The 26,570-nt window shown below is 67.0% G+C and carries 24 protein-coding genes; 13 read left to right on the top strand and 11 right to left on the bottom strand.

From position 1 onward, the window contains the following. Window positions 1–471 precede the first annotated feature (471 nt). Window positions 472–852: a nucleotide pyrophosphohydrolase gene (locus U5A56_RS14575; protein ID WP_044848135.1), complete on the top strand. Its 381-nt coding sequence runs from the start codon at window positions 472–474 to the stop codon at window positions 850–852. Between the two features lie 155 nt (window positions 853–1,007). Further along, entirely contained in the window at window positions 1,008–1,187 is a 180-nt protein-coding gene (locus U5A56_RS14580) for a hypothetical protein (RefSeq protein ID WP_321923018.1), read from the top strand. Between the two features lie 57 nt (window positions 1,188–1,244). Here the strand turns inward: U5A56_RS14580 and U5A56_RS14585 are convergent, their stop codons facing one another. The 5 genes from U5A56_RS14585 to fdhD form a co-directional block, all read right to left on the bottom strand. Further along, on the bottom strand, window positions 1,245–1,502 hold the full coding sequence (locus U5A56_RS14585; RefSeq protein WP_044848136.1) for a MoaD/ThiS family protein: 258 nt from the start codon (window positions 1,500–1,502) through the stop codon (window positions 1,245–1,247). 52 nt (window positions 1,503–1,554) lie between these two features. Further along, complete coding sequence (locus U5A56_RS14590; protein ID WP_321923020.1) at window positions 1,555–2,118, bottom strand: molybdenum cofactor biosynthesis protein MoaE; 564 nt, start codon at window positions 2,116–2,118, stop codon at window positions 1,555–1,557. A 45-nt stretch (window positions 2,119–2,163) separates the two neighbouring features. Continuing rightward, window positions 2,164–3,282: a GTP 3',8-cyclase MoaA gene (gene moaA, locus U5A56_RS14595; protein WP_321923022.1), complete on the bottom strand. Its 1,119-nt coding sequence runs from the start codon at window positions 3,280–3,282 to the stop codon at window positions 2,164–2,166. A 190-nt stretch (window positions 3,283–3,472) separates the two neighbouring features. Then, window positions 3,473–4,687, bottom strand: coding sequence for a gephyrin-like molybdotransferase Glp (glp, locus tag U5A56_RS14600; protein WP_321923024.1), 1,215 nt, complete (start codon window positions 4,685–4,687; stop codon window positions 3,473–3,475). After that, window positions 4,687–5,556: a formate dehydrogenase accessory sulfurtransferase FdhD gene (gene fdhD / locus U5A56_RS14605; RefSeq protein WP_321923025.1), complete on the bottom strand. Its 870-nt coding sequence runs from the start codon at window positions 5,554–5,556 to the stop codon at window positions 4,687–4,689. Before fdhD ends, glp begins: the two co-directional genes overlap by 1 nt. Before the next feature lie 407 nt (window positions 5,557–5,963). Between fdhD and U5A56_RS14610 the strand changes: the two genes are divergently transcribed. From U5A56_RS14610 to U5A56_RS14625, 4 genes are all read left to right on the top strand, one after another. Next, window positions 5,964–7,364 carry a cytochrome ubiquinol oxidase subunit I gene (locus U5A56_RS14610; protein WP_044848141.1) on the top strand — a complete coding sequence of 467 codons (1,401 nt, stop codon included), beginning with the start codon at window positions 5,964–5,966 and terminating at the stop codon, window positions 7,362–7,364. Window positions 7,365–7,367: 3 nt separating this feature from the next. Beyond that, a complete protein-coding gene (gene cydB, locus U5A56_RS14615) occupies window positions 7,368–8,375 on the top strand; it encodes a cytochrome d ubiquinol oxidase subunit II (RefSeq protein WP_321797541.1) in 1,008 nt (335 codons plus the stop codon). 175 nt (window positions 8,376–8,550) lie between these two features. Beyond that, entirely contained in the window at window positions 8,551–9,471 is a 921-nt protein-coding gene (locus U5A56_RS14620; RefSeq protein ID WP_044848143.1) for a bestrophin family protein, read from the top strand. A 51-nt stretch (window positions 9,472–9,522) separates the two neighbouring features. Next, window positions 9,523–9,909: a VOC family protein gene (locus U5A56_RS14625; RefSeq protein ID WP_044848144.1), complete on the top strand. Its 387-nt coding sequence runs from the start codon at window positions 9,523–9,525 to the stop codon at window positions 9,907–9,909. Window positions 9,910–9,968: 59 nt separating this feature from the next. Here the strand turns inward: U5A56_RS14625 and U5A56_RS14630 are convergent, their stop codons facing one another. Then, window positions 9,969–10,262 (bottom strand): DUF1493 family protein, encoded by a 294-nt coding sequence (locus U5A56_RS14630; protein ID WP_321923293.1) that lies wholly within the window; start codon window positions 10,260–10,262, stop codon window positions 9,969–9,971. Window positions 10,263–10,418: 156 nt separating this feature from the next. Here U5A56_RS14630 and U5A56_RS14635 point away from each other — a divergent pair, with 156 nt between their 5' ends. Next, window positions 10,419–10,832, top strand: a complete 414-nt coding sequence (locus tag U5A56_RS14635) for a VOC family protein (RefSeq protein ID WP_321923027.1) — start codon at window positions 10,419–10,421, stop codon at window positions 10,830–10,832. Window positions 10,833–10,951: 119 nt separating this feature from the next. Here U5A56_RS14635 and trpS read toward each other — a convergent pair whose 3' ends face one another. Both trpS and U5A56_RS14645 read right to left on the bottom strand, forming a co-directional pair. Next, window positions 10,952–11,965, bottom strand: coding sequence for a tryptophan--tRNA ligase (gene trpS / locus U5A56_RS14640; protein ID WP_124521659.1), 1,014 nt, complete (start codon window positions 11,963–11,965; stop codon window positions 10,952–10,954). A 210-nt stretch (window positions 11,966–12,175) separates the two neighbouring features. After that, window positions 12,176–12,331, bottom strand: a complete 156-nt coding sequence (locus U5A56_RS14645; protein ID WP_185715783.1) for a hypothetical protein — start codon at window positions 12,329–12,331, stop codon at window positions 12,176–12,178. A 429-nt stretch (window positions 12,332–12,760) separates the two neighbouring features. On the opposite strand from U5A56_RS14645, the gene U5A56_RS14650 reads away from it, so the two are divergent. The 5 genes from U5A56_RS14650 to argE all read left to right on the top strand — a co-directional run bounded on the left by U5A56_RS14650 (window position 12,761) and on the right by argE (window position 17,754). Then, window positions 12,761–13,810: a tetratricopeptide repeat protein gene (locus U5A56_RS14650; protein WP_321923029.1), complete on the top strand. Its 1,050-nt coding sequence runs from the start codon at window positions 12,761–12,763 to the stop codon at window positions 13,808–13,810. Window positions 13,811–14,003: 193 nt separating this feature from the next. Then, window positions 14,004–15,350 carry an NAD(P)/FAD-dependent oxidoreductase gene (locus U5A56_RS14655; RefSeq protein ID WP_321923031.1) on the top strand — a complete coding sequence of 449 codons (1,347 nt, stop codon included), beginning with the start codon at window positions 14,004–14,006 and terminating at the stop codon, window positions 15,348–15,350. 124 nt (window positions 15,351–15,474) lie between these two features. Next, window positions 15,475–15,912 (top strand): RidA family protein, encoded by a 438-nt coding sequence (locus U5A56_RS14660; RefSeq protein ID WP_124891813.1) that lies wholly within the window; start codon window positions 15,475–15,477, stop codon window positions 15,910–15,912. Between the two features lie 8 nt (window positions 15,913–15,920). Next, window positions 15,921–16,598: a DUF1028 domain-containing protein gene (locus tag U5A56_RS14665; protein ID WP_321923033.1), complete on the top strand. Its 678-nt coding sequence runs from the start codon at window positions 15,921–15,923 to the stop codon at window positions 16,596–16,598. Next, window positions 16,591–17,754 carry an acetylornithine deacetylase gene (argE, locus tag U5A56_RS14670; protein ID WP_321923034.1) on the top strand — a complete coding sequence of 388 codons (1,164 nt, stop codon included), beginning with the start codon at window positions 16,591–16,593 and terminating at the stop codon, window positions 17,752–17,754. Before U5A56_RS14665 ends, argE begins: the two co-directional genes overlap by 8 nt. 126 nt (window positions 17,755–17,880) lie before the next feature. On the opposite strand, the gene U5A56_RS14675 is transcribed toward argE, so the two are convergent. Next, window positions 17,881–18,804, bottom strand: a complete 924-nt coding sequence (locus U5A56_RS14675; RefSeq protein ID WP_321923036.1) for a LysR family transcriptional regulator — start codon at window positions 18,802–18,804, stop codon at window positions 17,881–17,883. A gap of 397 nt (window positions 18,805–19,201) precedes the next feature. Here U5A56_RS14675 and U5A56_RS14680 point away from each other — a divergent pair, with 397 nt between their 5' ends. Next, a complete protein-coding gene (locus U5A56_RS14680; protein WP_044848152.1) occupies window positions 19,202–20,623 on the top strand; it encodes a purine-cytosine permease family protein in 1,422 nt (473 codons plus the stop codon). 144 nt (window positions 20,624–20,767) lie between these two features. Here U5A56_RS14680 and U5A56_RS14685 read toward each other — a convergent pair whose 3' ends face one another. Then, a complete protein-coding gene (locus U5A56_RS14685) occupies window positions 20,768–23,047 on the bottom strand; it encodes an FdhF/YdeP family oxidoreductase (protein ID WP_321923038.1) in 2,280 nt (759 codons plus the stop codon). Window positions 23,048–23,172: 125 nt separating this feature from the next. Continuing rightward, the gene (locus U5A56_RS14690) at window positions 23,173–26,004 is read right to left on the bottom strand and encodes an ATP-dependent Clp protease ATP-binding subunit (RefSeq protein ID WP_321923040.1); all 2,832 of its coding nucleotides are present in this window, start codon (window positions 26,002–26,004) and stop codon (window positions 23,173–23,175) included. Window positions 26,005–26,570: the final 566 nt, after the last annotated feature.

Genomic DNA, 26,570 nt, shown 5'->3' on the forward strand with positions numbered 1-26,570 from the left:
GATTGCGTTTCAGGGGAAGGGCTTTCCAGGCACGCCGAGGCTGCTGTTCCGGACACTGCTTCACTGCTTGGACGGGATTCTAGTCGCAATATGGTCAGGCGTCAAATGTCTTATGTCTTATATAAGAGTTGGGGCGCGTGGCGGCTGAGCCGTCTTGCCGGGTATCCGGCGGGGGGCGCATCGAAGCTGGATGCGAAGCGGGCGGAAAATCGCGAACTGCGTGGGCCGGAGCGGGACGGTTCGACGCAGGGGCGTGATCGTGAATTTGGGCCGTCGCTACGATGCCCTGATGGGCGGGACGGCATTTCGCTTGCCCTTGGGGCGACGCTTGCCGGGGCAGCTTCCAGCTCCTATATCATTCGGGTCTGTCCGTGCGGGGGCGCTGTACTTGCAGGCCGAAGGGCGGATTTCTCATGCCCGCATGCCGTCGAAGGCATCGATAGATTTTGGATATGCACCAGGAGTCGCTACGTGGAAAAGTCTGAGTTGCGGAATGATCTAGTGGAGTTGCGCGAACTCGTCCGCCAGTTTGTCGACGAGCGCGACTGGGACAAATTCCACACGCCGAAGAACCTGGCGACAGCGCTCAGCATCGAAGCGAGTGAATTGCTGGAGCCGTTTCAATGGCTCGTTTCGGGCGACAAGAGCGAACTTGGCGAAGCCAACCTGACGGCCGTTCGTCACGAGATGGCCGACGTATTGGTGTATCTGGTTCGCCTCGCGGACAAGATGGATGTCGATCTTTTTCAGGCGGTGCTTGAGAAGATGGAGCTCAACCGGGCAAAGTATCCGGCTGACAGAGTGAGGGGCGACTCGCGAAAATACTCTGAATATAAAAATCAGGAGAAATGAGGCTGGATGCAGGTCACGGCAAGTCGCGTGGCTTGATGATCCATTTGCCTGTTTCGTGGGCGGGGTTCATGACAACCTCGTTACGACCGGAGATGTAGTCGCCCCCGATTTGGGGTCCGGATGCGGCCTTTTCGTACGCGCACATCGCGTTCTCCGTGACGCAGTGGTTCGGCACGCGCAAAGGCGCGCCGACGACGGCCGAAACCCCGAACCTGCTCGCCTCGCGCGAACGGATGCCCGCGCGTCCGGCCGTGAGGAAAGTGGCCGGCGCGCCGGCCGGCTACCCGGCGTCGATCGACCGCCCGGTCCCGGATTTTCTTCGCGAGTTCGTCTAGCCGCCAGTCAGGCATCGGGCCGCCTAAGCCCGCCGGTCGCCGCCCGATGCGAACGGATCACCCGCCCGTCACCGGCGGGAAAAACGCCACCTCGCTATCCTCCCGCACGACGAATCCCCCGGTCACCATCTCGAGATTCACGGCCGCCCGCACGGGCCGGTCCATCCGCAACGCTTCGCCGCTGCGCGCGTCGCGTGCGGCGAGCGTGCCGCGCAGCGCGTCGACGGTGACCTCGTGCGCATCGATCTCGACGACTTCCTGATCGATATGCAGCTGTTCGCGAATGCTCGCAAAGTATTTGATCGTCAGTTTCATTGAAATGTCCTGGGCGAAATGGGCGGAATCGGCAACGCATCGACCGGCACGCTCAACCCCATCGCCGCATCGCCTGATCGTCGTGCGCCTTCGGCTCGACCCAGCCGGCCACGCCGTCGTGCCGGATTTCCTTCTTCCAGAACGGCGCATGCGTCTTCAGGAAGTCCATGATGAATTCACACGCATCGAATGCCGACGCACGATGCGCGGTGGCCACCACGACGATCACGACCGGCTGGCCGAGCGGAATGCGCCCGACGCGATGCACGATCCTGACCGCTTCGAGCCGCCAGCGCGCGCTGGCTTCCTCGACGATGCTCCAGAGCGCCTGCTCGGTCATCGTCGGATAGTGCTCGACTTCGAGCGCGATCACGTCGTCGACGTCGCCTTCGTTGCGCACGACACCGATGAAATTCACGACCGCGCCGACATTCGGATTCCGAACGATCGGTGCGATCTCGGTTCCAGCGTCGATCGCCGCGTACTGCACACGCACCTCGAAGCCGGCGGCAATCGCCGGCGGCGGCTCGGCGTGCGGCTCGGCGGGTTCGGCATGGGTGGCGTCACGCGACGGATCGTCGGGTGACGCGGCACGGGATTCGGTGAAACTCGTCATGACGGTTCTCCAGTAAGCGGTGCGCGCCGCCGAGCGCGGCAGCCGTCAGCCGCCGACGAGCGACATGCGCACGGTCGGATAGGTCTTGCCCGACGGCCGGGCCGCACGCGTGGCGCGCCGCTCGGAATAGCGATCGTCGCGCCGCGTCCAGCGCGCGCGCACGGCGTCGGCGAGGTGGTCGACCGATGCGCCGTCGTCGAGCCACGGCCGCAGGTCGGTGCCCTGCGTCGCGAACAGGCACGTATAGAGCTGGCCGTCGGCCGACACGCGGGCGCGCGAGCACGTGCCGCAGAACGGATGCGACACGCTCGCGATGAAGCCGACCTCGCCCGCGCCGTCGATGTGCCGGCAGCGGATGGCGGTGGCGTCGTGGCCCGGTTCGCCGACGAGCACGAGCGGATAGCTCGCGTCGATGCGTTCGCGCATCCGCGCGGCCGGCACGACCTTGTCGCCGGACCACGCGCTCGCGCCGCCGACGTCCATGTATTCGATGAAGCGCACGGCCACGCCGCTATGACGGAAGTGGCGCACGAGCGGCAGGATCTGGTCGTCGTTGGCGCCGCGCTCGATCACGGCGTTGACCTTCACGGGCGCGAGCCCGGCCGCCTGCGCAGCCTCGATGCCGGCCAGCACGCGCGCGACCGGCACGTCGGTGTCGGTCATCCGGCGGAACACGGCATCGTCGATCGCGTCGAGGCTCACGGTCACGCGCGACAGGCCCGCATCGCGCAGCGTGCGTGCCTTCGCGGCGAGCAGCGAACCGTTGGTCGTCAGCGCGATTTCGACGGGCTTGCCGTCGACGGTCGTCAGCGTCGCGAGCCGCTCGATCAGCGCTTCGAGATTGCGGCGCAGCAGCGGCTCGCCGCCGGTGAGGCGGATCTTCTCGACGCCGAGCGAGACGAACGCGCGCGCGATCTTCTCCAGTTGCGCGAACGACAGCCGCTCGGACGACGGCATGAACGCATAGTCGGGCCCGAAGCTGTCGCGCGGCATGCAATAGCCGCAGCGGAAGTTGCACTGGTCGATGACGGACAGCCGCAGATCGCGCAGCGGCCGCGCGAGCGTGTCGAGCGGGCGGGAGAAGGCGCCGGGCGATGCACCGCCGGATGCAGTGGCGGCCGGTGCGGGAGCGATGGCATTCACGATCGGTTTTTCGACCTGCATGAAGTGAGCGGAGCGGCGTCGCCGGTCGGCCGCCTGTGTGCCGACGTGTCGGCGCACGGGTCGTGACGAGCCTCTTCGTGAGGATAGTCCGCCGGATTTTCCCGACAGGGACACAATCCCGCCCGAAATGCAGGAATACAGTTCGTGATCCTGCCTGCACGCAAGGCGGACATGACGCGCATCGGCATGCTCACGCGAGCCAGTGCGCGAAATCGTAATACGGCACCGCGTCGCCGCGCGCGATGCGTCGGCCGGCCGGCAGCCGCGCGAGCCCGTTCGCCTGAACGAGCGATTGCAGCGTGCCGGCGCCTTGTTGCCGCAGCGTATCGAGGACGGGCGCGCCATTGGCGTCGAGGGTGCGGCGCACGCGGACGAAGCGCTCGCGCTGCGCATCGGGCTCGACGTCGATGTCGATCGGCAGCGACGGCACGGCCGGCAGGCAGTCGTCGCGCCCCTGCAGGCAGCGGATCAGCGGCGCGACGAACAGCGCGAACGCGGTCATCGCCGCGCCCGGATTGCCGGGCAGCAGCACCACGGGCCGTTCGTCGAGCCGCGCGAGCGCGACCGGCTTGCCGGGTTTCATCCGCACGCCCGACACCACGAACGCGGCGCCGAGCGCGTTCAGCGCGGGACGCAGCAGGTCCTTGTCGCCGACCGATGCACCGCCGACGCAGACGACCAGGTCGCAGCGCGCGGCCATGCCGCGCAGCGCCTGATCGACGGCGGCCGGCGTGTCGGCGGCGTGCTCGCTCGCCGCGACGCCGGCACCGGTTCCCGACACCAGCGCGGCGAGCATCGGCGCGTTGCTGTTGTAGATCTGCTGCGGCGCGCGCGGCTGGCCGCACGGGACGAGCTCGTCGCCGGTCGTCAGGATGCCGACCCGCAGTGGCGGGCGCACGTCGATGCGCGTGCAACCCTGCGCGGCGGCGGCGCCGACGTGCATCGCGCCGAGCCGCACGCCGGCCGGCATCAGCAGGGTGCCCGCGCGCACTTCCTCGCCGCGGCGGCGGATATGCGATCCGCTGCGCTGCGGTGTGTCGAACGCAACCCAGCCATCCTGTTCGTGCGCGTGCTCCTGCATCACGACGGTGTCGGCGCCCGGCGGAATCAGGCTGCCGGTAAAGATGCGCGCGGCGGTGCGCGGCGCGAGCGGCGCCGGCGCGTCGCCCGCATAGCAGCGCTGCGCGACGCGCAGCGGCTCGCCGTATTCGAGGTCCGAGTGACGGACCGCGTAGCCGTCCATCGCGCTCTGGTCGGCGGGCGGCTGGTCGAGCACGGCGGTGAGCGGCGTGGCGAGCACGTGGCCGGCCGCCTGCGCGACCGGGATGGAGACGGCCGCATGCGGCGGCGCAAATACGCCGGCGAACTGCCGTTGGGCGGTGTCGAAATCGGTCAGGGGTTTCATCAAGCGGTGAGCGCCTGCGGTTGCGCAGGCGTCGGTTCGGGTAACGGGAGCGGGTCGGGCGACACGTATTCGACGAAGCCGTCGTTGCGGCAGAAGCCGAGCAGCCGCACGCCGGCTTCGCGGGCGACGTCGATCGCGAGCGAGGTCGGCGCAGAAATCGTCGCGATCATCGGGATGCCGACGCGTGCGGCCTTGCGCACGAGCTCGTAGCTCGCGCGGCTGGACAGGAACACGAAGCCCGCGCCCAGGTCGGCGCGGCGCCGCGCGAGCCGGCCGATCAGCTTGTCGAGCGCGTTGTGGCGGCCGACGTCCTCGACGACTTCCAGCACCGTGCCGTCGCGCTCGCACCACGCGGCCGCGTGGATGCCGCCGGTCGCGTGCATCAGCGGCTGCCGCTGCGGCAGCGCGCGGGCGGCGCGCGCGACGGCGTCGGCGCCGATGCCGGCCGCCGCGCCCGCGGCCGCGATGCGCGGCGGATGCAGGTCGAGCTGCGCGATGCTCTCGATCCCGCAGACGCCGCAGCCGGTGCGGCCGGCCAGCGCGCGCCGGTGCGCCTTCAGCGCCATGAACGCCTGCTGCGCCACGGTGAGCCGCACTTCGGCGCTGCCGGGCCGGCATTCGCTTTCGATATCGAAGACGTCCGACGCGCGCTCGACGATCCCTTCGCTCAGCGCGAAGCCGAGGCCGAACGCGTCGAGGTCGATCGGCGTCGCCATCATCACCGTGTGCGCGATGCCGTTGAATACGAGTGCAACCGGCGTTTCGTCGACGACGCGATCGACGGTGTCCCGCGCGTCGCCGGCACGGTGACGCGTCACATGACACGCGCGGGTGCCGGCCGGATCGTCGGGGCGGTCGCTGGGCTCCATGCGGGTTTCTCCAGGGGGATCGGCCGGCGCGGGCGCCGGGCGATCGAAACGGATTCTGCGGGGGCGGTGCGCGGGGTCGCGCTCGCTCGCCACGGGCAGGCCAGGAGCCGATGGTACGGGCGTTCGGCGGTGCCGCGGATGCACAGCGTTGCAGAGCGGAAAGCAGTACAGCTGAGGGCCTCGCGGTGCCGAAACGGGTTTTCCGTACACACATCTTCGGCCCCGGGGAAAGCACAGTTTCAGCGCACGTCCGCGCGATTGCGAGTATCGTCTGAAACGCGATATCGTCATTCACGCTTCGTTGCCGTGCACTGCGATCCGTCGTTGTGTGCACGTGCCGTCGCGAAGCCGTCGCGCGATTTCCTGCTTCGAGCTGACGTCCTCACAACCACGAGCAAATTACGGTCATGGAAATCTTCGATGCGTTCCATCTCGCCCGATTGCAATTCGCGTTCACGGTGTCGTTCCACATCGTGTTTCCGGCGATCAGCATCGGCATGGCGAGCTTCCTGGCGGTGCTGGAATGGCGCTATCTCGTCACCGGCGACGCCGCCTACAAATCCATGTTCCAGTTCTGGTCGAAGATCTTCGCGATCGGCTTCGGGATGGGCGTCGTCTCCGGCGTCGTGATGGCCTACGAGTTCGGCACGAACTGGGCGGGCTTCTCGCGCGTCGCGGGCAACATCACCGGCCCGCTGCTCACGTACGAAGTCCTGACGGCCTTCTTCCTCGAAGCCGGCTTCCTCGGCGTGATGCTGTTCGGCTGGCAGCGCGTCAGCCCGCGTGCGCACTTCTTCGCGACGCTGATGGTCGCGGTCGGCACGCTGATCTCGACGTTCTGGATCCTCGCGTCGAACAGCTTCATGCAGACGCCGCAGGGCTACAAGATCGAGAACGGGCTCGTCGTGCCGGTCGACTGGTTCAAGATCATCTTCAACCCGTCGTTCCCGTATCGCCTCGTGCACATGACGATCGCCGCGTTCATCGTCGCGGGCTTCATCGTCGCCGCGTGCGGCGCGTGGCACCTGCTGAAGGGGCGTCGCGACGAGCCGGTGAAGCGCAGCTTCTCGATGGCGCTGTGGATGCTGCTGCTGCTCGCGCCGATCCAGATCGTCGTCGGCGATGCGCACGGGCTGAACACGCGCGAATACCAGCCGGCGAAGATCGCGGCGATCGAGGGGCTGTGGGAAACCGAGAAGGGCGGCACCGCGCTGAACCTCGTCGGCCTGCCCGACATGCAGGCCGAGACGACGCGCTATGCGATCCAGGTGCCGCACCTCGGCAGCCTGATCCTCACGCACAGCTGGAGCGGCGAGATTCGCGGGCTGAAGGAATTCCCGGCGCAGGACCGTCCGTATTCGCCGATCGTGTTCTGGACCTTCCGGATCATGGCCGGCCTCGGGATGCTGATGCTGCTCACCGCGCTGCTCGGCCTGCTGCTGAGAAAGGGCGGACGCCTGTATGAAACGCGCTGGTTCCAGTGGTTCGTCGTGTGCATGGGGCCGTCGGGCATCGTCGCGCTGCTGGCCGGCTGGATCACGACCGAGGTCGGGCGGCAGCCGTGGACCGTATACGGCGTGCTGCGCACCGTCGATTCGGTCGCGCCGCTCAGCGCGCAGCAGGTCGGCGTGTCGCTGCTGATCTTCGTGGTCGTGTATTTCCTGGTGTTCGGAACGGGTATCTACTACATGCTGAACCTGATGAAGCGCGGACCGGCTGCCCACGCCGGATACATCGAGCTGCACCGGCATCCGGGGCTGCGCAAGAGCGCGCTGTCCACGCCGCTGAACGTCACCGAAGCGGAGTAAGCCATGCAGATCGATCTTCCTGTCGTGTGGGCCGCGATCATCGGCCTCGGCGTGTTCCTCTACGTGATGCTGGACGGCTTCGACCTCGGCATCGGCCTGCTGTTTCCGTTCTTCGACGCCAAGGTCGAACGCGAAGTCATGCTGAATACCGTCGCGCCGGTGTGGGACGGCAACGAGACCTTTCTGGTGCTCGGCGGCGCGGGCCTGTACGGCGCATTCCCGGTCGTCTACTCGACGCTGTTGCCGGCGAACTACCTGCCGCTGATCCTGATGGTGGTCGGGCTGATCTTCCGCGGCGCGGCGTTCGAGTTGCGCGCGAAGGCGAACCGCACGCAACACCTGTGGGATCTCGCGTTCATCGGCGGCTCCGCGCTGGCCGCGTTCTGCCAGGGCGTCACGCTGGGTTCGCTGTTGCAGGGCATCCGGATCGTGAACAACCAGTTCGCGGGCGGGCCGTTCGACTGGCTGTCGCCGTTCAGCCTCTTCTGCGGGATCGGCGTGCTCGTCACCTATGCGACGCTCGGCTGCGGCTGGCTGATCCTGAAGGTCGACGGCGAACTGCAGCGCAAGATGCGCGTGCTGATGAAGCCGCTCGCGGGCGTGCTGCTCGCCGTGATGGGCGTGGTCAGCCTGTGGACCGTGATCGGGCTGCCGGCCGTCGCGCACCGCTGGTTCGGCAGCGGCAACCTCGGCTGGTTCCTGCCGGTGCCGGTCCTCGTCGTCGCATGCGTGTGGGGCATCTTCCATACGCTGAAGCGCCGGCACGAGGCAACGCCGTTCCTGCTGACGCTCGCGCTCGTGTTCCTCGGCTATACCGGCCTCGTGATCAGCATCTGGCCGAACATCGTGCCGCCGTCGCTGACGATCTGGGATGCGTCGTCGAGCCATTCGAGCCAGCTGTTCGCACTCGTCGGCACCGTGATCGTGCTGCCGATCATCCTCGTGTACAACGCGATGCAGTACCGCGTGTTCCGCGGCAAGGTGCGCGAGGGCGACGCCGGCTATCACTGACCGGCGCGGCCGGTGACGGCGCGCGGCGTGCGCGGGCGTATCATCTCGCGCAGCCGCCGTGCGGCTCGTCACCCGGCCCGGTAGCGATCGGACAGCGGCCCGCCACGCGCGGGCCGTCGCACATCGGGCGGCGGCGCTCCGCATTGCGTATTTCCTTGGCAGTCGAGACAACACCATGATCGTCAGACCACGACAAAACTGGCTCAGGATGCTGTTCGTATGGAACGGCTCCGTGCTGCAGTCGATCATTCCGCAACTCGGGTTCATGGCGGTCGTCAGCACGCTGGCGGTCTTCACGAACGGGCGCATCTTCGGCGAGAAGATTCCGCTGAACACCGCGCCGTTCACGCTGTTCGGGCTCGCGCTCGCGATCTTTCTCGCGTTTCGCAACAACGCGAGCTTCGAGCGCTTCAAGGAGGCGCGGCTTCTGTGGGGCAACCTGCTGATCGCCGCGCGCACCGTCACGTCGCAACTGCGGCGCTACCTGCCCGACAGCGTCGGCGACGCGGAGTGCAACCGGCTCGCCGATCTGCTGATCGCGTTCACGTATGCGCTGAAGCATCAGCTGCGTCATACCGATCCGGCGCAAGACCTGCAGCGCATCCTCGGCGCCGAGCGCGCCGCCGCGTTCGCGCACAAGTGCTACCAGCCCGTCGCGATTCTCGACGAACTGCGCGGCGGGATCGTCCGCGCGCTGGGCCGCGCGCCGGGCAGCGACGCGACGTGCTGGATGTTCGATGCGCAGTTGGTCGAGCTGGGCAAGGCGGTGGGCGGCTGCGAGCGGATCCTGACGACGCCGATTCCGTTCTCGTACAGCGTGCTGCTGCATCGCACCGTCTATGCTTATTGCGTGCTGCTGCCGTTCGGCCTCGTCGATTCGACGGAGTTTTTCACGCCGCTGATTTGCGTGTTCATTTCGTACACGCTGATCGCGCTCGAAGCGATCGCGAACGAGGTCGCGGAGCCGTTCGGCCTCGCGCCGAACGCGCTCGCGCTCGATGCGATGGCGCGCACGATCGAACGGTCGGTGCTCGAGCTGGGCGATCGCGCGATGCCGGAGGAATTCGTGCCGGCATCGACGTATCAGATCACGTGAGCGGCACGGCGACGACGCGCGCGGCGGCACGCGTGATTCGGAGAACATCACATGCGCATCTACGTGACGAGCATCTTTGTCGACGATCAGGACAAGGCACTCGCGTTCTATACCGACACCCTCGGCTTCCGGTTGAAGAACAACGTGCCGGTGGGCGAGTACCGCTGGCTGACGGTCGTGTCGAAGGACCAGCCTGACGGCACCGAGCTGATGCTCGAGCCGAGCCATCATCGTGCGGTCGGGCCTTATCGTCAGGCGCTCTACGAGGACGGCATTCCGGCGGCGTCGTTCCAGGTCGACGATCTCGACGCGGAGTTCGCGCGGCTCGACGCGCTCGGCGTGCGCTTCACGCTGGCGCCGATGGACGCGGGGCCCGTGCGGGTCGCGGTGCTCGACGATACGTGCGGCAACCTCGTGCAGCTGATGCAGATGAAGTGACGCGTGGCGGGCGCCGTGTTCGACGCGCCGATCAAAGCGTCGGTGACGCTGCGTGAGGATCAGTTCCTGATCGCATCCGCGTCCCACGCACCCAGCGCGATGGCTTTGCCCAGCATGCCGACGGTCAACGCGTCTCGATCGAACGTATGGGGCTTCCTGAGAATGAACTTGCGAACCAGGTGATACAGGAGCCCTTCACCCTCCATCAGGAAGTAACGCCCGAAATCGTAGTCGCCGCGATCCACACCGAATCGGGCGAAGAAGCGCTCCATGAAGATGTCCGCGTCGTCTCCGGTTTGTCCGAGATCGTCGGCGATCGAGGTCTCCGCGGTAATCCGCTGTTTGCTCGATATTGCCGCCTCCTCGCGAACGAGCTTCCAGTGCTTCCCAAATGTGGCGGTCGTCCGTCATGGAATCCTGTCCTCCGGTTTTGCGATCTGGTTGTACCGCTAGCCGGTTCGAAGTGACATGTTTGTGTAGACTCGTGCTCGTTCAACGGAGCCAATCCCATGCAACTTCTCGATCACGTGTCCATCGGCGTTCCTGATATCGACCAGGCACGCCCGTTCTATGACGGCATCATGTCCGCACTTGGCGCGGCCAAGGTCTACGACCGGCCCGCCGCACTCGGTTACGGCGAACGCTGCAATGCAAACGACACCACCTCGACTTTCCTGGCCGTGTATCTCGATCCCGCCGAAGTCGGAACGAGCAAGCGGCACTGGTGCTTCAAGGCCGCTTCTCGCGAGCAGGTACATGCATTTTTCGAGGCAGGGCGCTCCGCGGGCGGGCAGTCCGACGGCGATCCCGGATTGAGGCCGCATTATCACGCCGACTACTACGCGGCGTTTCTCGTCGACCCTGCCGGCAACCGGATCGAGGCCGTGTGCCACGCAGCGCCGTCGGCGCACGAGCGGTCGTGACGGTGCTTGCGGACGACTGACCGCGGCTTCGCGGTGTGCCGGTGGACATCGGGGTAAGCGCGGCGCCGGCATTGCGCCACGCCACGCCACGTCGCTCGGCCGCGTTTGCCGCGCACGGCTCAATCGAAATACGTGAGCCCCATCGCGCCTTTCACCTCGGCCAGCGTCGCGCCGGCCACCTCGCGCGCATGCATCGTGCCGCGCTTCAGGATCGCCATCACCTCCGCCTTGTCCGCCTCGAATTCGCGGCGGCGCGCACGGATCGGCTCGATCAGCGCCTGCAGCCGCTCGTTCAGCACGCGCTTGACGACGCTGTCGCCGAGGCCGCCGCGGCGATAGTGCGCCTTCAGTTCGTCGACCTTCTGCACGTCAGGCTCGAACGCGTCGAGGAACGTGAACACGACGTTGCCTTCGACCTGGCCGGGATCGCTGACGCGCAGGTGGTTCGGGTCCGTGTACATGTCCTTCACGGCCTGCGTGATCTCGTCCGGCGTCGAGCCGAGCGTGATCGCGTTGCCGAGCGACTTGCTCATCTTCGCCTTGCCGTCGATGCCCGGCAGCCGCGTGACCGCCGACAGCACGGCCTCGCATTCCACCAGCACCGGCTTGTCGACCGTCGCGTTGAAGCGGCGCACGAGTTCGTTGGTCTGTTCGATCATCGGCAGCTGGTCGTCGCCGACCGGCACGTGCGTCGCCTTGAACGCGGTGATGTCGGCGGCCTGGCTGACGGGATAGGTCAGGAAGCCGGCCGGGATGTCGCGCTCGAAGCCGCGCAGGCGGATCTCTTCCTTGATGGTCGGATTGCGCTCGAGGCGCGCGACCGTGACGAGGTTGAGCAGGTATTGCGACAGTTCGGCGAGCTCGGGCACCTGCGACTGGACGACGATCGTCGAGATCGCCGGGTCGATGCCGACGGCCAGGTAGTCGAGCGCGACCTCGATCACATTTTCGGTGACGCGCTGGCGACGGCCCATGTTGTCGGTCAGCGCCTGCGTGTCGGCGAGCAGCAGGAACTGCGTCGCGTCGTGCTGCATCTGCACGCGCGCGCGCAGCGAGCCGATGTAGTGGCCGAGATGCAGCGGGCCGGTCGTGCGGTCGCCGGTGAGGATGGTCGGTCGGGTCGGGTGCGTCATGGTGTGGATTGGCTCCGGGTTATCGAAGCCACCAGCCATGATTCGGGCGCAGAAACGACAATGCCGCCATGGCTGGCGGCATCACGTTCGGGACATGCAAAAGGAAACGGGCCGCCTGGGTCAGGCGCGCCACCAGCGATGCACGTTCGGCGAGGCAGGTTTGGTTTCCATTGCGCGAGTATAGCGTAGTGTGGGGATGGGCGTGCTGCGTCAGCGTATGACCGACTCCATCGCGAGGTAGGCGGTTTCGGCCGACGGCCACAGCAGGTACAGCAAGCCGGCCATCAACAGCAGCGCGCCGGCGCGTACCAGCGGCGTGCGGTCGATCTCGCCCAGGATGCGGATGTGCTGCTTCAGTTTCTTCATGCTTGCAGGCGCAACGTGCGCTACTCCAACGGTTGCTGCAACGGGTCGGGTGGGGCCGACGCCGGGGTGTTGCGGGGTTCGACGGGGGGCTGAGCCGTGGCTCGGCGCGGCAAGGGGATCGCGTGCGGGAGATCGAAAAGGGGAACGATCAGGTGCGCCGGATGCGTCTCGCCTAGTGATGCGCATCCTACCAGTTCGACGGCGTGCGCATAGTCAAGAATTGTGGGGTGGGGACAGGTTAAAGGGACGCAACGTAAAATCAGCGGCATATGAACGGAGATGCTGTCCCGACTGCGGGCCATTGCCGACGGCCCATGAAATTGCCGGATGAGGGCCTTGTCAGCAGGCCGTTTGTGCCGTTCCATACTGCGCACGTGACCGTGCATTCATTTCTTGTCGTGCAAGGTATTCGATATCGTGCGAATTCGATTGCGTCTGATTACCGCGGACCGTGGCCGGCAGATCCGATTGGCTTCCGTTCTTCTGATCGTTGGATGTGCCGCCTGTTCAAGGAACGATTCGCTTCCTCGCAACATGTCGCTGACTGCGTTCAATCCGCACCGCGAAGCGTTCGAATGCAAACATGAAGCCGACGTTGTTCCTCGGATCGATCCAGAGGCAGATCGTTGGAATACGCGAGCGATCGCGCTCACCAGTTCGTTGCTGTGGCCGGATCAGCGCGACTATAGGGGGGCCGTCGAGTTATGGGCGAAGGCCGCCGAGCGCAAACACTGGAAGGCGATGTTGAATCTGGCGAATGCGTATGCTCGCGGCGAAGGCGTGGATGGTGATTCCGAACATGCCGTTCAGATCACTGAACAGGCGATGAAACTCGGCATTCCGGCGGCCTACGATTTGATGGGCACGTATTACATGGACGGGATGGGGGTGAAGCAGGATGCGAGCAGAGCCTATGCATTCTGGCAACTGGCTGCGGATATGGGGAGTCCGAATGCGATGGCATATCTTGGGGGCAAGATGGACGCGATTTATGACGATCCCAAAGCAGGCTTTTGGGGTAATCGCAAGATTGCGCTTCAAATGCTGGAATGCGGTGTCGCGCAGGGTAACGGGCGTGCAGCATATGAACTGGGGACGACGATCATCGGTGATCGCCCAGAATTGGGCGAGAACAACCAACGTGCACTCAAAACCTTGCATGCGGGTGTGAAATTTGGGAGCGCCGAAAGTGCCGGATGGTTGAGCGCTTCATTTGGCAAGGGTGATCCGTTGGTCGGCCATGTCAAGGACGAGGCACGCGCCGATCGCTACGGAATTCTCGCCGACCGCCTCGAGCGCGATCCGGACCTTCGCCTGCCGAACCTTGACAAGGTCGTGCCGCTGCCGCCGGCCAAACTGCCCAAGTGGGACGGCAACAAAGCGACATTGATCGATGCGGCGAAACCGGCGCTGCCGGTTTCGGACACGCTTCCCGTTTCCGCCGGGCATCGCATCGACCGTGCACATACGCAGGAATAGCGTTGGGCAGTCTGGGCCGAACGCGGTGCTGTATGCCCGTTCCGCCAGCCATGCTCGATCGCCCCAGCTTTTTTCTCGTCAACAACCACAAAAATGATCGTTTCGCCCTAGCCGGGCTGTCAGCAGAATGTCTCCATTCCCCCTCGCGCGACGACACGAGCATCGCCGCGAGCCGCACTTCAAGGAGACAGCCGTGGCAGTGGAAACAACCTCAATCGATACGCTGGTCGTCGGGGCCGGCCAGGCCGGCGTGGCCATGAGCGAGCACCTGGGCAAGCTCGGCGTGCCGCATCTCGTGCTGGAGCGCGACCGCATCGCCGAGCGCTGGCGCACCGGGCGTTGGGATTCGCTGGTCGCGAACGGCCCCGCGTGGCACGACCGCTTTCCGGGCCTCGAATTCGACGGCCTCGATCCCGATGCGTTCGCGTCGAAGGACCAGGTCGCCGACTACTTCGAAGCCTATGCGCGCAAGTTCGACGCGCCGATCCGCACCGGCGTCGAAGTGAAGAACGTCGTGCGCAACACGGGCAAGCCGGGGTTCATCGTCGAAACCTCGGAGGGCACGATCGAGGCGACCCGCGTGGTCGTCGCGACGGGCCCGTTCCAGCGTCCGGTCATCCCGCCGATCGCGCCGGACGATGCAAGCCTCGTGCAGATCCACTCCGCCGACTATCGCAACCCGGCGCAATTGCCGGACGGTGCGGTGCTGGTGGTCGGCGCGGGTTCGTCGGGCGTGCAGATCGCCGACGAGCTGCAGCGCGCGGGACGGCAGGTCTATCTGTCGGTCGGCCCGCATGACCGCCCGCCGCGCGCGTATCGCGGCCGCGATTTCTGCTGGTGGCTCGGCGTGCTCGGCGAATGGGACAAGGAAGTCGCGACGCCCGGACGCGAACACGTGACGATCGCGGTGAGCGGTGCGCGCGGCGGCCACACGGTCGATTTCCGCGCACTCGCGCACCAGGGCGTGACGCTCGTGGGGCTGACGAAATCGTTCGACGGCGGCGTCGCGGTGTTCGAACGCGATCTCGCGGTCAATCTCGCCCGCGGCGACGAGAACTACCTGTCGCTGCTCGACGCGGCCGACGCATACGCGGCACGCAACGGCCTCGACCTGCCCGAGGAACCGGAAGCGCGCCGCATCCTGCCGGATCCGGATTGCGTCGCGCAGCCGATCCTCGCGCTCGACCTGGCCGGCGCCGGCGTCACGTCGATCGTCTGGGCGACGGGCTACGCGGTCGACTACGGCTGGCTGAACGTCGACGCGTTCGCCGCGAACGGCAAGCCGCAGCATCAGCGCGGCGTGTCGAAAGAGCCGGGCATCTATTTCCTCGGACTGCCGTGGCTGTCGCGACGCGGCTCCAGCTTCATCTGGGGCGTGTGGCACGACGCGAAACACATCGCCGACCACATCGTCACGCAGCGCAAGTACCTCGACTATCACGACGCATCGCGACGCCGCGCCGAGACGCGCATCGCGCACGACGACACGGCGCACACGGCGCGGGTCGATGCCTGCCCGCTCGTCGACACGATCGACTGATACGCGCTCACGCCACGGCCCGCGCGCGGCAAGCAGCCCGGACGCGGCGCCCTCGCTACAACCCGAACCCGCCGCGACCGCTTCCGCTGCGGCGGGCGCACCCACCGTCAATCGAAGGACCTCGATGAGCCAGCCTACCCACACCCGTATCCGCATGTTCAACACGAAGGACACCTACCCGAACCAGACGCTCGACAACGACCTGTGCCAGGCCGTGCGCGCCGGCAATACCGTGTACGTGCGCGGCCAGGTCGGCACCGATTTCGACGGCAACCTGATCGGCCTCGGCGATCCGCGCGCGCAGGCCGCGCAGGCGATGAAGAACGTGAAGCAGCTGCTGGAGGAAGCCGGCAGCGACATCACGCACATCGTGAAGACGACGACCTACCTGATCGACCCGCGCTATCGCGAGCCGGTGTACCAGGAAGTCGGCAAGTGGCTGAAGGGCGTCTATCCGATCTCGACGGGGCTCGTCGTGTCGGCGCTCGGCCAGCCGCAGTGGCTGATGGAGATCGACGTGATCGCCGTGATCCCGGACAACTGGCAGCCGAACCGCGCATAGGAGCCGACATGACTTTCTCCATCGTCGGGCGCTGCCCGGAAACGGGCCAGCTCGGGATCGCGATCAGCTCGTCGAGCATCGCGGTGGGCGCACGCTGCCCTTGGGTGCGCGCGGGCGTCGGCGCGGTCGCGACGCAGAACATCACGCTGCCGGCGCTGGGCCCGCAGATCCTCGATCTGATCGAGCATCGGCAACTCGCGCCGGCCGCCGCGCTCGACCACGCGCTCAGCGCGAACGGCTGGAGCCAGTACCGGCAGGTCACGGTGATCGACGGGCAGGGGCAGACCGCGTGCTTCACCGGCAAGGAAGCGCTCGGCACGCACCATGCGGTGCAGGGCGAGCAATGCGTGGCGGCCGGCAACCTGCTGGCCGCGCCGGCCGTGATCGATGCGATGGCGCGCGCGTTCGAGCAGGCGCCCGGGCTGCTGCCCGATCGCCTGCTGGCCGCAATGCACGCGGCGATCGCGGCGGGCGGCGAGGCCGGGCCCGTGCATTCGGCCGCGCTGAAGGTGGCCGGCGACGTGACCTGGCCGATCGTCGACCTGCGCGTCGACTGGGCCGATGCCGATCCGATCGGGCAGCTCGATGCGCTGTGGCACGCGTATCGCCCGCAGATGCAGGATTACCAGACGCGCGCGCTGAACCCGACCGCCGCGCCGAGCTACGGAGTGCCGGGCGATGAGTGACACATCGAGCCGCGCACTGCTCGAGTGGCTGATCGGCTTCGCGACGGTCAGCCGCGATTCGAACCTCACGATGATCGAATTCATCCGCGATTATCTCGGCGGCTTCGGCGTCGAGAGCGAGCTGTTCTACAACGCGGAACGCACGAAGGCGAGTCTGTACGCGACGATCGGGCCGCGCGATCGCGGCGGCATCGCGCTGTCGGGCCATACCGACGTGGTGCCGGTCGACGGGCAGGCGTGGACGGTCGAGCCGTTCCGGCTGACCGAACGCGACGGCCGGCTGTACGGGCGCGGCACGGCCGACATGAAGGGCTTCATCGCGTCGGTGCTCGCGGCGGTGCCGGCGTTCGTCGCGCGGGCATCGAGCCTGCCGGTGCATCTCGCGTTTTCCTACGACGAGGAAGTCGGCTGTCTCGGCGTGCGGCCGATGCTCGACGCGCTGGCCGCGCGCGCGCACCGGCCGCGCCTGTGCCTGATCGGCGAGCCGACCGAACTGAAGCCGGTGCTCGGTCACAAGGGCAAGCTCGCAATGCGTTGCCACGTGAAGGGCGCGGCGTGCCACTCGGCGTACGCGCCGCTCGGCGTCAACGCGATCGACTACGCGGCGAAGCTGATCGGTCGGCTCGGCGAGATCGGCGCGGCGCTCGCGCGGCCCGAGCATCGCGACAACCGCTTCGATCCGCCGTTCTCGACCGTGCAGGCGGGACTGATCAAGGGCGGCCGCGCGCTGAACATCGTGCCGGCCGAATGCGAGTTCGACTTCGAGGTGCGGGCGCTGCCGGCGTTCGATGCGCACGACGTGCCAAGGAAGCTGCAGGATTATGCGGAATCCGAACTGTTGCCGAAGATGCGCGCGGTGCAGCCCGATACCGACATTCGCCTGGAGCCGCTCGGCGCGTATCCGGGACTCGCGACGTCGCCGGACAGCGAAGCCGCGCGACTGCTCGCGATGCTGAGCGGCTCCGTCGCGTTCGGCACGGTCGCGTTCGGCACCGAGGGCGGACTGTTCGGGCAGGCCGGCATTCCGACCGTCGTGTGCGGGCCGGGCAGCATGGACCAGGGGCACAAGCCCGACGAGTTCGTCACGGTCGAGCAGCTGCACGGATGCGACGCGATGCTCGCCCGGCTTGCGGCGTATCTCGCTGAAGCGGGTTGATTCGATCGATCCGCACGACTCAGCCGACTCAGCGGATTCAGTCGACTGAGTCGGTCGGGTAGTCGGGCCGCACACCGCACACCGCACGCTGCGCGCCCCCCCGCGCGTGCGTCTTTCCCCGTCGTTCTACCGCACCGATTCCGCGACGATCTGCGCAAGCCGCTCGCGGCAGAACTCGACGAACGACTGCGCCTGCTTCGTCAGCTGCCCGCGCTTGAGCCGTGCGCTCACGAGCCCCGACGGGCTGACCGTTTCGCTGAGGGCGATCGTCACGACGCGCCGGCCGTCGTACGTGTATTCGGAATGCGGCCGCGTGACGAGCAGCGAGAAGCCGAACCCCTGGCCGACCATCCCGCGCACCATCTCGATCGACGGCGAAGCGAACACGATGTTCGGCGTGAGCCCGAGTTCGTGAAACAGGCTGACGAAGTATGTTCGGCTCGGCAGCACGTCGAGCAGGATCATCGGCTCGACGCAGAGGTCGCGCAGCGAGACGTGCGGCTGGCCCGCGAACCGGTGGTTCTCCGGCAGCAGCACGTACGGCTGCTGCGCCGGCATCAGCGGCTCGGTTTCGATCGTGCCGTCGAGATCGTGATCGTAGAGGAACGCGAGATCGAAGGTGCCGGCCGTGAGGCCCTGCACGAGCTCCTGCTGGTCGCCGTCGCGCAGCCGGATGTTGACGCCGGGGTAGCGCTCGCGAAAGCCCGCGATCAGTTGCGGCAGGTAGAGCGGGGCGACGGTCTCGAAGCAGCCGATGTCGATCTGGCCGGTGACCACGTCGTTGTCGGCGAGCGCATTCTGTTCGAATTCGTGCGCGATGCGCAGCAGTTCCTGCGCCTTCCGGTAGAAACGCGTGCCGCTCGGCGTCAGCGACACGCCTTGCGCGTGATGGCGGATGAACGGCTTCACGCCGAAACTCTCCTCGAGCCCCTTGATCGCGCTGGAGATCGACGGCTGCGCGATGAAGAGCTGGCGCGACGCCTCGGCGACGCTGCCGGATTCCACCGTCGTCACGAAATATTTCAGTTGCCGCAAAGTGTAGTGAGCCACGAGCACCTCTGTTACCGCTGTTACCCCTGATACCCCTGTTACTCGGCTCCGGCGCGCACGCGTCGCCGGCGCGCGCAACCGGTCCATCGTTTCGGGTAGCACCTTAACCGAAGAAAATCGGCGCCGCCGTTTCCGCTGCAGAGCTTTTTCGTATGTCCCGGAAATATTTTTAGTATTTTCCGGTCGCCGCATGCGTGGCGCACCATCGTCTCCAATCCGGATCGCGACAAAAGCGCGCACGCACCGGCGGGGCATGTCATCCGTCCCCGCGCGTAGTGGGTGCCGGCGCGCCGATCGGCGTCGCCCGCGTGTCCGGACCCGATTGCAGGCGCGCGCACGGTCGCGCGCCGGCTGAAACGGCACGCGCGCATCGCCGCGCAGCACAGGAGACTTCGCCATGACGACCGCGGACCGCAACGCGTCCCCCATGATAGAGAAACACACGATCGGCTACGTGCCGCCCGCAGAACGCCACGGCAAGGTGCGCGACCTGTTCACGCTCTGGTTCGGCGGCAACATCGCGCCGCTGCCGATCGTGACCGGCGCGCTCGGCGTGCAGCTCTTTCACCTGAACCTGATGTGGGCGATCGTCGCGATCGTCGTCGGCCAGGCGGTCGGCGGCGTGCTGATGGCGCTGCATTCGGCGCAGGGGCCGCAGATGGGCATCCCGCAGATGATCCAGAGCCGCGCGCAGTTCGGTTCGTGGGGCGCGCTGCTCGTCACGGTGATCGCGGCGGTGATGTACGTCGGCTTCTTCGCGTCGAACATCGTGCTGGCCGGCAAGTCGGTGCACGGCATCGCGTCGTCGGTGCCGGTGCCCGTCGGCATCGTGATCGGCGCGGTGGGGTCCGGGCTGATCGGGATCGTCGGCTACCGGTTCATCCACATCCTGAACCGGATCGGCACATGGGTGCTGGGCATCGGCATCGTGGTCGGCTTCTGGATGATCCTGTCGCACGTGAGCACCGCCGATTTCCTCACGCGCGGCGGCTTCGATTTCGCCGGGTGGCTGGCAACGGTGTCGCTGTCCGCGCTGTGGCAGATCGCGTTCGCACCGTACGTGTCGGACTATTCGCGCTACCTGCCGGAAGACGCCGGCGTCGCGTCGACGTTCTGGGCGACCTATCTTGGCTGCACGATCGGCTCGACGCTCGCATTCATCTTCGGCGCGGTCGCGGTGCTCGCGGTGCCGGCCGGCGCGGACACGATGGACGCGGTCAAGCAGGCGACTGGCCCGCTCGGCCCGCTGATGCTGGTGCTGTTCCTGCTGAGCGTGATCAGCCACAACGCGCTGAACCTGTACGGCGCGGTGCTCGCCGTCATCACGTCGGTGCAGACCTTCGCATACAAGTGGATTCCGACCGCGAAGACGCGCGCGGTGGTGTCGGTGGTGATCTTCATCGCATGCTGCTACGCGGCGATCGGCGCGTCGACCAACTTCGTCGGCAATCTCGTCGATCTCGTGCTCGCGCTGCTCGTCGTGCTGGTGCCGTGGACGGCGATCAACCTGATCGACTTCTACGTGATCCACAAGGGCAAGTACGACATCCAGTCGATCTTCATGGCGGACGGCGGCGTATATGGCCGCTTCAATCCGCAGGCGCTGCTCGCGTATGCGATCGGGATCGTCGTGCAGATCCCGTTCATGAACACGCCGATGTATGCGGGCCCGATTCCCGCGCATCTCGGCGGCGCCGACCTGTCCTGGCTCGTCGGGCTCGCGCTGACGTCGCCGCTGTACTACTGGCTCGCGACGCGCGACAGCGCGTACCGTCGCCGGCAGACGGGCGCGGCTTTGCCGCCGTCGGCGGCGCGGTAAGCGGATCGTCGTTCGCCGCGATTGAATGAAGCGGCGGCCGCATCGGTTGCGATGCGGCCGCCAGGAGATGAGAAAGGAGAGGGAGGGCAGGTTCGGATTCGCGGCATGTCCTAGCGTGCCGTACGTCGCGAACCCGCCCGCGGATCACACGACCGCGGAACGCGCGACCCGCACCGGCACCGACTTGTACGACGGCGTGCCGCTTTCCTTGTCGATGTAGTCGAGCGGCACGAGCACGTTCGCTTCCGGGTAATACGCGCCGACCGACCCCGGCGCGATGTCGTACTCGATCGCAGTGATCTTCTCGAGGCGCAGCGTGCGGCCCGAGGCGGTGATCGTCTCGATGTCGACGAGGTCGCCGTGTTCGAGCCCGTACTTCGCGAGATCGGCCGCGTTCATGAACAGCACGTCGCGCCGCCCGAACACGCCGCGATAGCGGTCGTCGAGCCCGTAGATCGTCGTGTTGTACTGGTCGTGGCTGCGCAGCGTGATCAGCCGCAGCACCTGCTCGGCGCCGAGCACGCCCGCGTCTTCCTTCACGCCCGTGTAGACCGAGAACATCGCCTTGCCGGTCGGCGTGGGCCACACGCGCTCGGTGGGCGGCAGCGGCAGGCGGAAGCCGCCCGGCGTGCGGATCCGTTCGTTGAACGCCTCGAAGCCGGGGACCGTCTTGTCGATCAGGTCGCGGATGCGGTCGTAGTCGGCGATCAGGTCGAGCCACGCGACCTTGCTGTTCGGCAGCGTCGCATGCGCGATCCCCGCGACGATCGCGGGCTCCGAGCGCAACGCGTCGGACGCCGGCTTGAGCTTGCCGGCCGACGCGTGGACCATCGACATCGAATCCTCGACGGTGATCGATTGCCGGCCGCTCGCCTGCATGTCGAGCTCGGTGCGGCCGAGCACGGGCAGGATGTAGGTTTCCTTCGCAACCAGCAGATGCGAGCGGTTCAGCTTCGTGCCGAGATGCACGCTGAGATCGAGCTTCGCCATCGCGGGAAACGACAGCTCGGGATCGGGCAGCGCGACCGCGAAGTTGCCGCCGAGGCACAGCAGCGCCTTGGCCTGGCCGTCGACCATCGCCTGCATGGCCTGCACGGCGTCGTGCCCGTGATGCGCGGGCGGCTTGAAGCCGCACACGTCCTCGATCTTCTGCAGGAACTCGGCCGACGGCTTCTCGGTGATGCCGACCGTGCGGTTGCCCTGCACGTTCGAGTGGCCGCGCAGCGGGCATACGCCCGCGCCGGGCTTGCCGAAGTTGCCGCGCATCAGCAACAGGTCGGCGATCAGCCGCACGGTCGCGGTGCCCTTGTTGTGCTGCGTGACGCCCATCCCGTACGTGACGATCGTCGCGTTCGATTTCGCATAGGCGAGCGCGACCTGCTCGAGCTGCGCCTGGCTCAGGCCGCTCGCGCGCTCGATGTCGTCCCACGACGTGGCCTGCAGGTCGGTGGAGAACGCGTCGAAGCCGCTGGTGTGCTGCGCGATGAAGTCGCGGTCGAGCACGTCGCCGCGCTCGGCCTCGAGCTGCAGCAGCGCCTTCATGATGCCCTTCAGCGCGGCCGCGTCGCCGCCCGCGTCGACCTGGTAGTACGTCGACGCGATGCGCGTCGAACCGAACGACGCCATCTCGATCATGTCCTGCGGATCGGCGAAGCGTTCGAGCGCGCGCTCGCGCAACGGGTTGAACACGATGATCGGCACGTTGCGGCGCGAGCACTCGTGCAGCGTGCCCATCATCCGCGGGTGGTTCGTGCCGGGGTTGTGGCCGATCGAGATGATCAGCTCGCAGTGGTCGAAATCCTCCAGCGACACCGTGCCCTTGCCGATCCCGATCGACTGCGGCAGGCCGACGCTGGTCGGCTCGTGGCACATGTTCGAGCAGTCGGGGAAGTTGTTGGTGCCGAGCTCGCGCGCGAACAGCTGATACAGGTACGCGGCTTCGTTCGACGCGCGCCCCGACGTATAGAACTCGACCTGCTCGGGCGGCAGCGCGCGCAGCACCTCGCCGATGCGCGCGAACGCGTCGTCCCATTCGACCGCGCGGAACGTGTCGGTCGCGCGATCGTAGACGAGCGGATGCGTGAGCCGGCCCATGTTCTCCAGCTCGTAGTCGGACATCCGCAGCAGCGACGACACGGTGTTCGCCGCGAAGAACTCGGGCGTCACGCGCTTGGTCGTGGCCTCCCACGTGACGGCCTTCGCGCCGTTCTCGCAGAACTGGAACGTCGACTTGTGTTCCTTGTCGGGCCACGCGCAGCCGGGACAGTCGAAACCGTCGGGCTGGTTGGTCCGCATCAGCACGATCGGCGCCTCGATGGTTTCCATCTGCGTGCGCACGGCCTCGGCTGTCGCGCGAAGCGCGCCCCAACCGCCGGCGGGCCCATCGTACTTCCTGATGCCTGGCACTTCGCGTCGATTTGTCATGTGAATCTCCATGAGCCGGGCCCGCTGCGGGGTGGCTCGGGTTGCGCCGCGTCGCGGCGTTGGGGCGGCGCCGTCCGGCGGACGGCGCCGGTCATGCGGGCCCGGACAAGCGGGCCCGCGTGGTATCAGTGCGCGTCCTTCTTCGCACCGGACGACTTCTTGCCGGATGTCTTCGCGACGGGCGGCGGCGTATCGGCCTTTGCTTCGTCATCCTTTTCATCGGCCGATGCCTTCGCGGCCTTGCCGTTCGGCCTGGCCTTGCCGGCGGCGTCCTGCTTCGCGTCCTTCGCATCAGGCGGCGCGAGCTTGTTGAACGTCACCGTGTCGCCGGCCGTGTCGTAGTCGACTTCGACGCGGTCGCCCGACTGAAGCTTGTCCGCGAGGATCTCCTTCGCGAGCTTCGTTTCGATGATCTGCCGAACTTGCCGCTTCAGCTCGCGCGCGCCGAACTCCGGCTGGTAGCCGGCTTCGGTCAGGTGTTCGACGAGCGAGTCGCCCATCACGAGCGTGATGTCCTGCGCGGCGGCGGTGCGCACCACGCGGTCGAGCTGGATCTGCACGATCGAGCGGATGTTCTCCTTCGACAGCGCATGGAACACGATCACCTCGTCGATCCGGTTCAGGAACTCGGGGCGGAAATGGCCCCTCAGCACCTGCATCAGCTGCTCGCGGATCGCCTTGTCGGTCTTGCGCGCGGCTTCCGGCTGCGTGAGGTTGTCCATGATGATCGCGGCGCCGAGGTTGCTCGTCGCGATGATGATCGTGTTGCTGAAGTCGACCACGCGGCCCTTGCCGTCGGTCAGCCGGCCGTCGTCGAACACCTGCAGCAGCACGTTGTAGACGTCCGGATGGGCCTTCTCGATCTCGTCGAGCAGGATCACGCTGTACGGGCGGCGCCGCACGCGCTCGGTGAGCTGGCCGCCTTCGTCGTAGCCGACGTAGCCGGGCGGCGCGCCGATCAGCCGCGCGACCGCGTGCCGCTCCATGTACTCGGACATGTCGATGCGGATGATCGCCTGCTCGTCGCCGAACACGGTCTCGGCCAGCGCCTTCGCGAGCTCGGTCTTGCCGACGCCGGTCGGCCCGAGGAACAGGAACGTCGCGATCGGCCGGTGCGTCTGGCCGAGCCCGGCACGCGACAGCCGCACCGCGTCGCTGACGGCGACCACCGCGTCGTTCTGGCCGACCACGCGCTCGCGCAGCTGCTCCTCCATCTTCAGCAGTTTCTGGCGCTCTTCCTGCGTGAGCTCGGACACCGGGATGCCGGTCAGCCGCGACACGACTTCGGCGACCGATTCGACGGTCACCTCGAGCGTCTCGGAACCGGTCTTGCGCTGCCACGCTTCCATCTTTTCGTCGAGCGACTTCTGCTTCTCGTTGATCTGTTCTTCGAACTGCTTCGCTTCATCGAAGCGCTTGCGCGACGTCGCGTAGTCCTGCTCGCGCTTCAACTGCGCGATCTGCGCTTCGCCTTCCTGGATGTCGACGGGGCGCGACGTCGCGCCGATCCGCACGCGCGCGGCGGCCTGGTCGATCAGGTCGATCGCCTTGTCGGGCAGGAAGCGCGCGGTGATGTAGCGGTCGGCGAACTCGGCGGCCGCGACGAACGCGTCGTCGGCGAACGTCACCTGATGGTGTGCCTCGAGGCTGTCGCGCAGCCCGCGCAGGATCACGATCGTCTGCTCGACGCTCGGCTCCGGCACGAACACCGGCTGGAAGCGCCGCTCCAGCGCCGCGTCCTTCTCGATGTGCTTCCGGTATTCGTTCAGCGTGGTCGCGCCGATCAGGCTCAGCTCGCCGCGCGCGAGCGCCGGCTTCAGCACGTTCGCGATGTCGAGCCCGCCTTCGCCGCCGCCCTGGCCGGCGCCGACGATCGTATGCAGTTCGTCGATGAACAAAATCAGTTCGTCATGCTTCGCAGTGACTTCGTCGATCAGCTGCTTCGCGCGTTCCTCGAACTCGCCGCGATACTTCGCGCCGGCGACCATCGAGTTGATGTTGACTTCGACGAGCCGCTTGCCGCGCAGCACTTCGGGCACGTCGCCGTTCACGATCCGCTGCGCGAGCCCTTCGACGATCGCGGTCTTGCCGACACCCGGCTCGCCGATCAGCACCGGGTTGTTCTTCTTGCGGCGCGCGAGCACCTCGATCGTGCTTTCGATTTCCTGCGCGCGGCCGAGCACCGGGTCGAGCTTGCCCTGGCGCGCGATCGCGGTGAGGTCGCGGCCGAACTTGTCGAGATTCGGCGTGCCGGTCGGCGCATCGACGCGGCCGTCTTCCGCGCCCTTGCCGACGACCTTCACGACCTTCTGGCGCAGCGCCTCGGGCGTCACGCCGTATTTCTTCAGCAGCGTGCCGGCGATGCTGTCCGGCACCGACGCGAGACCGATCAGCAGGTGCTCGGGGCCGATGTACGAGTGACCGAGGTCGCGCGACGCCTGGAACGCGTACTGCACGGCCTTCTTCACGCGCGGCGAGATCGACAGCTTGTCGAGCGAGGCATCGGGGGAGGCCGTGCCGGTGTGCGCGTGCTCGTCGATGTACGACTTGATGTCCTGCGGCGACAGCTTCAGTTCCTTCAGCAGCACGGCGCACACGTCGGTGTCCGCGAGCGCGTACAGCAGGTGTTCGGTGTCGAGTTCGCTGCGGCGCAGCTCGTGCGCCTTCTCGGCCGCGCGCTGCAGCAGTTCGAGCGTCTGCTCGCTGAACGCGTCGGTCGGGTCGACCGACTCGCGCGGAATCTCCGCGGCGAGCGGCGACGTGTCGCCGGACTCGCCGAACAGCGACGACGCGCCGCCGCCCAGCAGCGAGTCGAACGGGTTCAGCATGCTCTGATGCCGCATCAGCTGACGGAAGTGGTAGTCGCAGATCGAGATCGTCTTGCGCTCGCCGTCCTGCATCACGGTGGCGCGCGCGACGGCCGGCCGGGCGTGACAGATGTCGCAAAGTGCGGGCATGGTGGTCTGGCTCCTGTCAATGAACGTGAATCGAAACGGAAGTCCCGATGCGCGAAGGCGCCGGGGCGTGCCTGCCGCACGACGCGACCGGCGGCGCGCGCGCCAGGCCGGCGCCGTCGCGCCGCGCGCGCCGGCATGGCGACCGGCCGTGCTCGACGCCGGCAATACCGCTGCTTCGCGGCGCCTGCGCCATCACTTCGACTGCGTTCAAAATAGCGAATCGGCCCAGGGCCTCCAAGACACAGTTCCGCATCGGCCCGGCCGGGAATTGCACCCTCACAAGCGTGCGAGCGTGAGACGCAAGGAGTACAGACGAGCGCGCATGCGGGTGCGGCGTGCGGGCTGCGCAAACGTGGCGGCGTGCGACGCGCGCGAAGCGCGGTGCGACATCGGCGCGCAGGGCGCCGGCAGGGAGCAAACGGGAAGGGATGCGCGCGACGCAGTACGGCGCGCGCGCATCGGCGCGAGCGCGCAGCGCGGCAGCGTGCGCGCACGGGTCAGGCCGGGCCGCGCGCGCACCGCAAGCGGTGCGTGGCGCGTGGCCCCTGGGGAAGCGGGCGGGTTGC

Source organism: Burkholderia sp. BCC1998, assembly GCF_905339875.1.
In the GTDB taxonomy this organism is placed as follows: Bacteria; Pseudomonadota; Gammaproteobacteria; order Burkholderiales; family Burkholderiaceae; genus Burkholderia.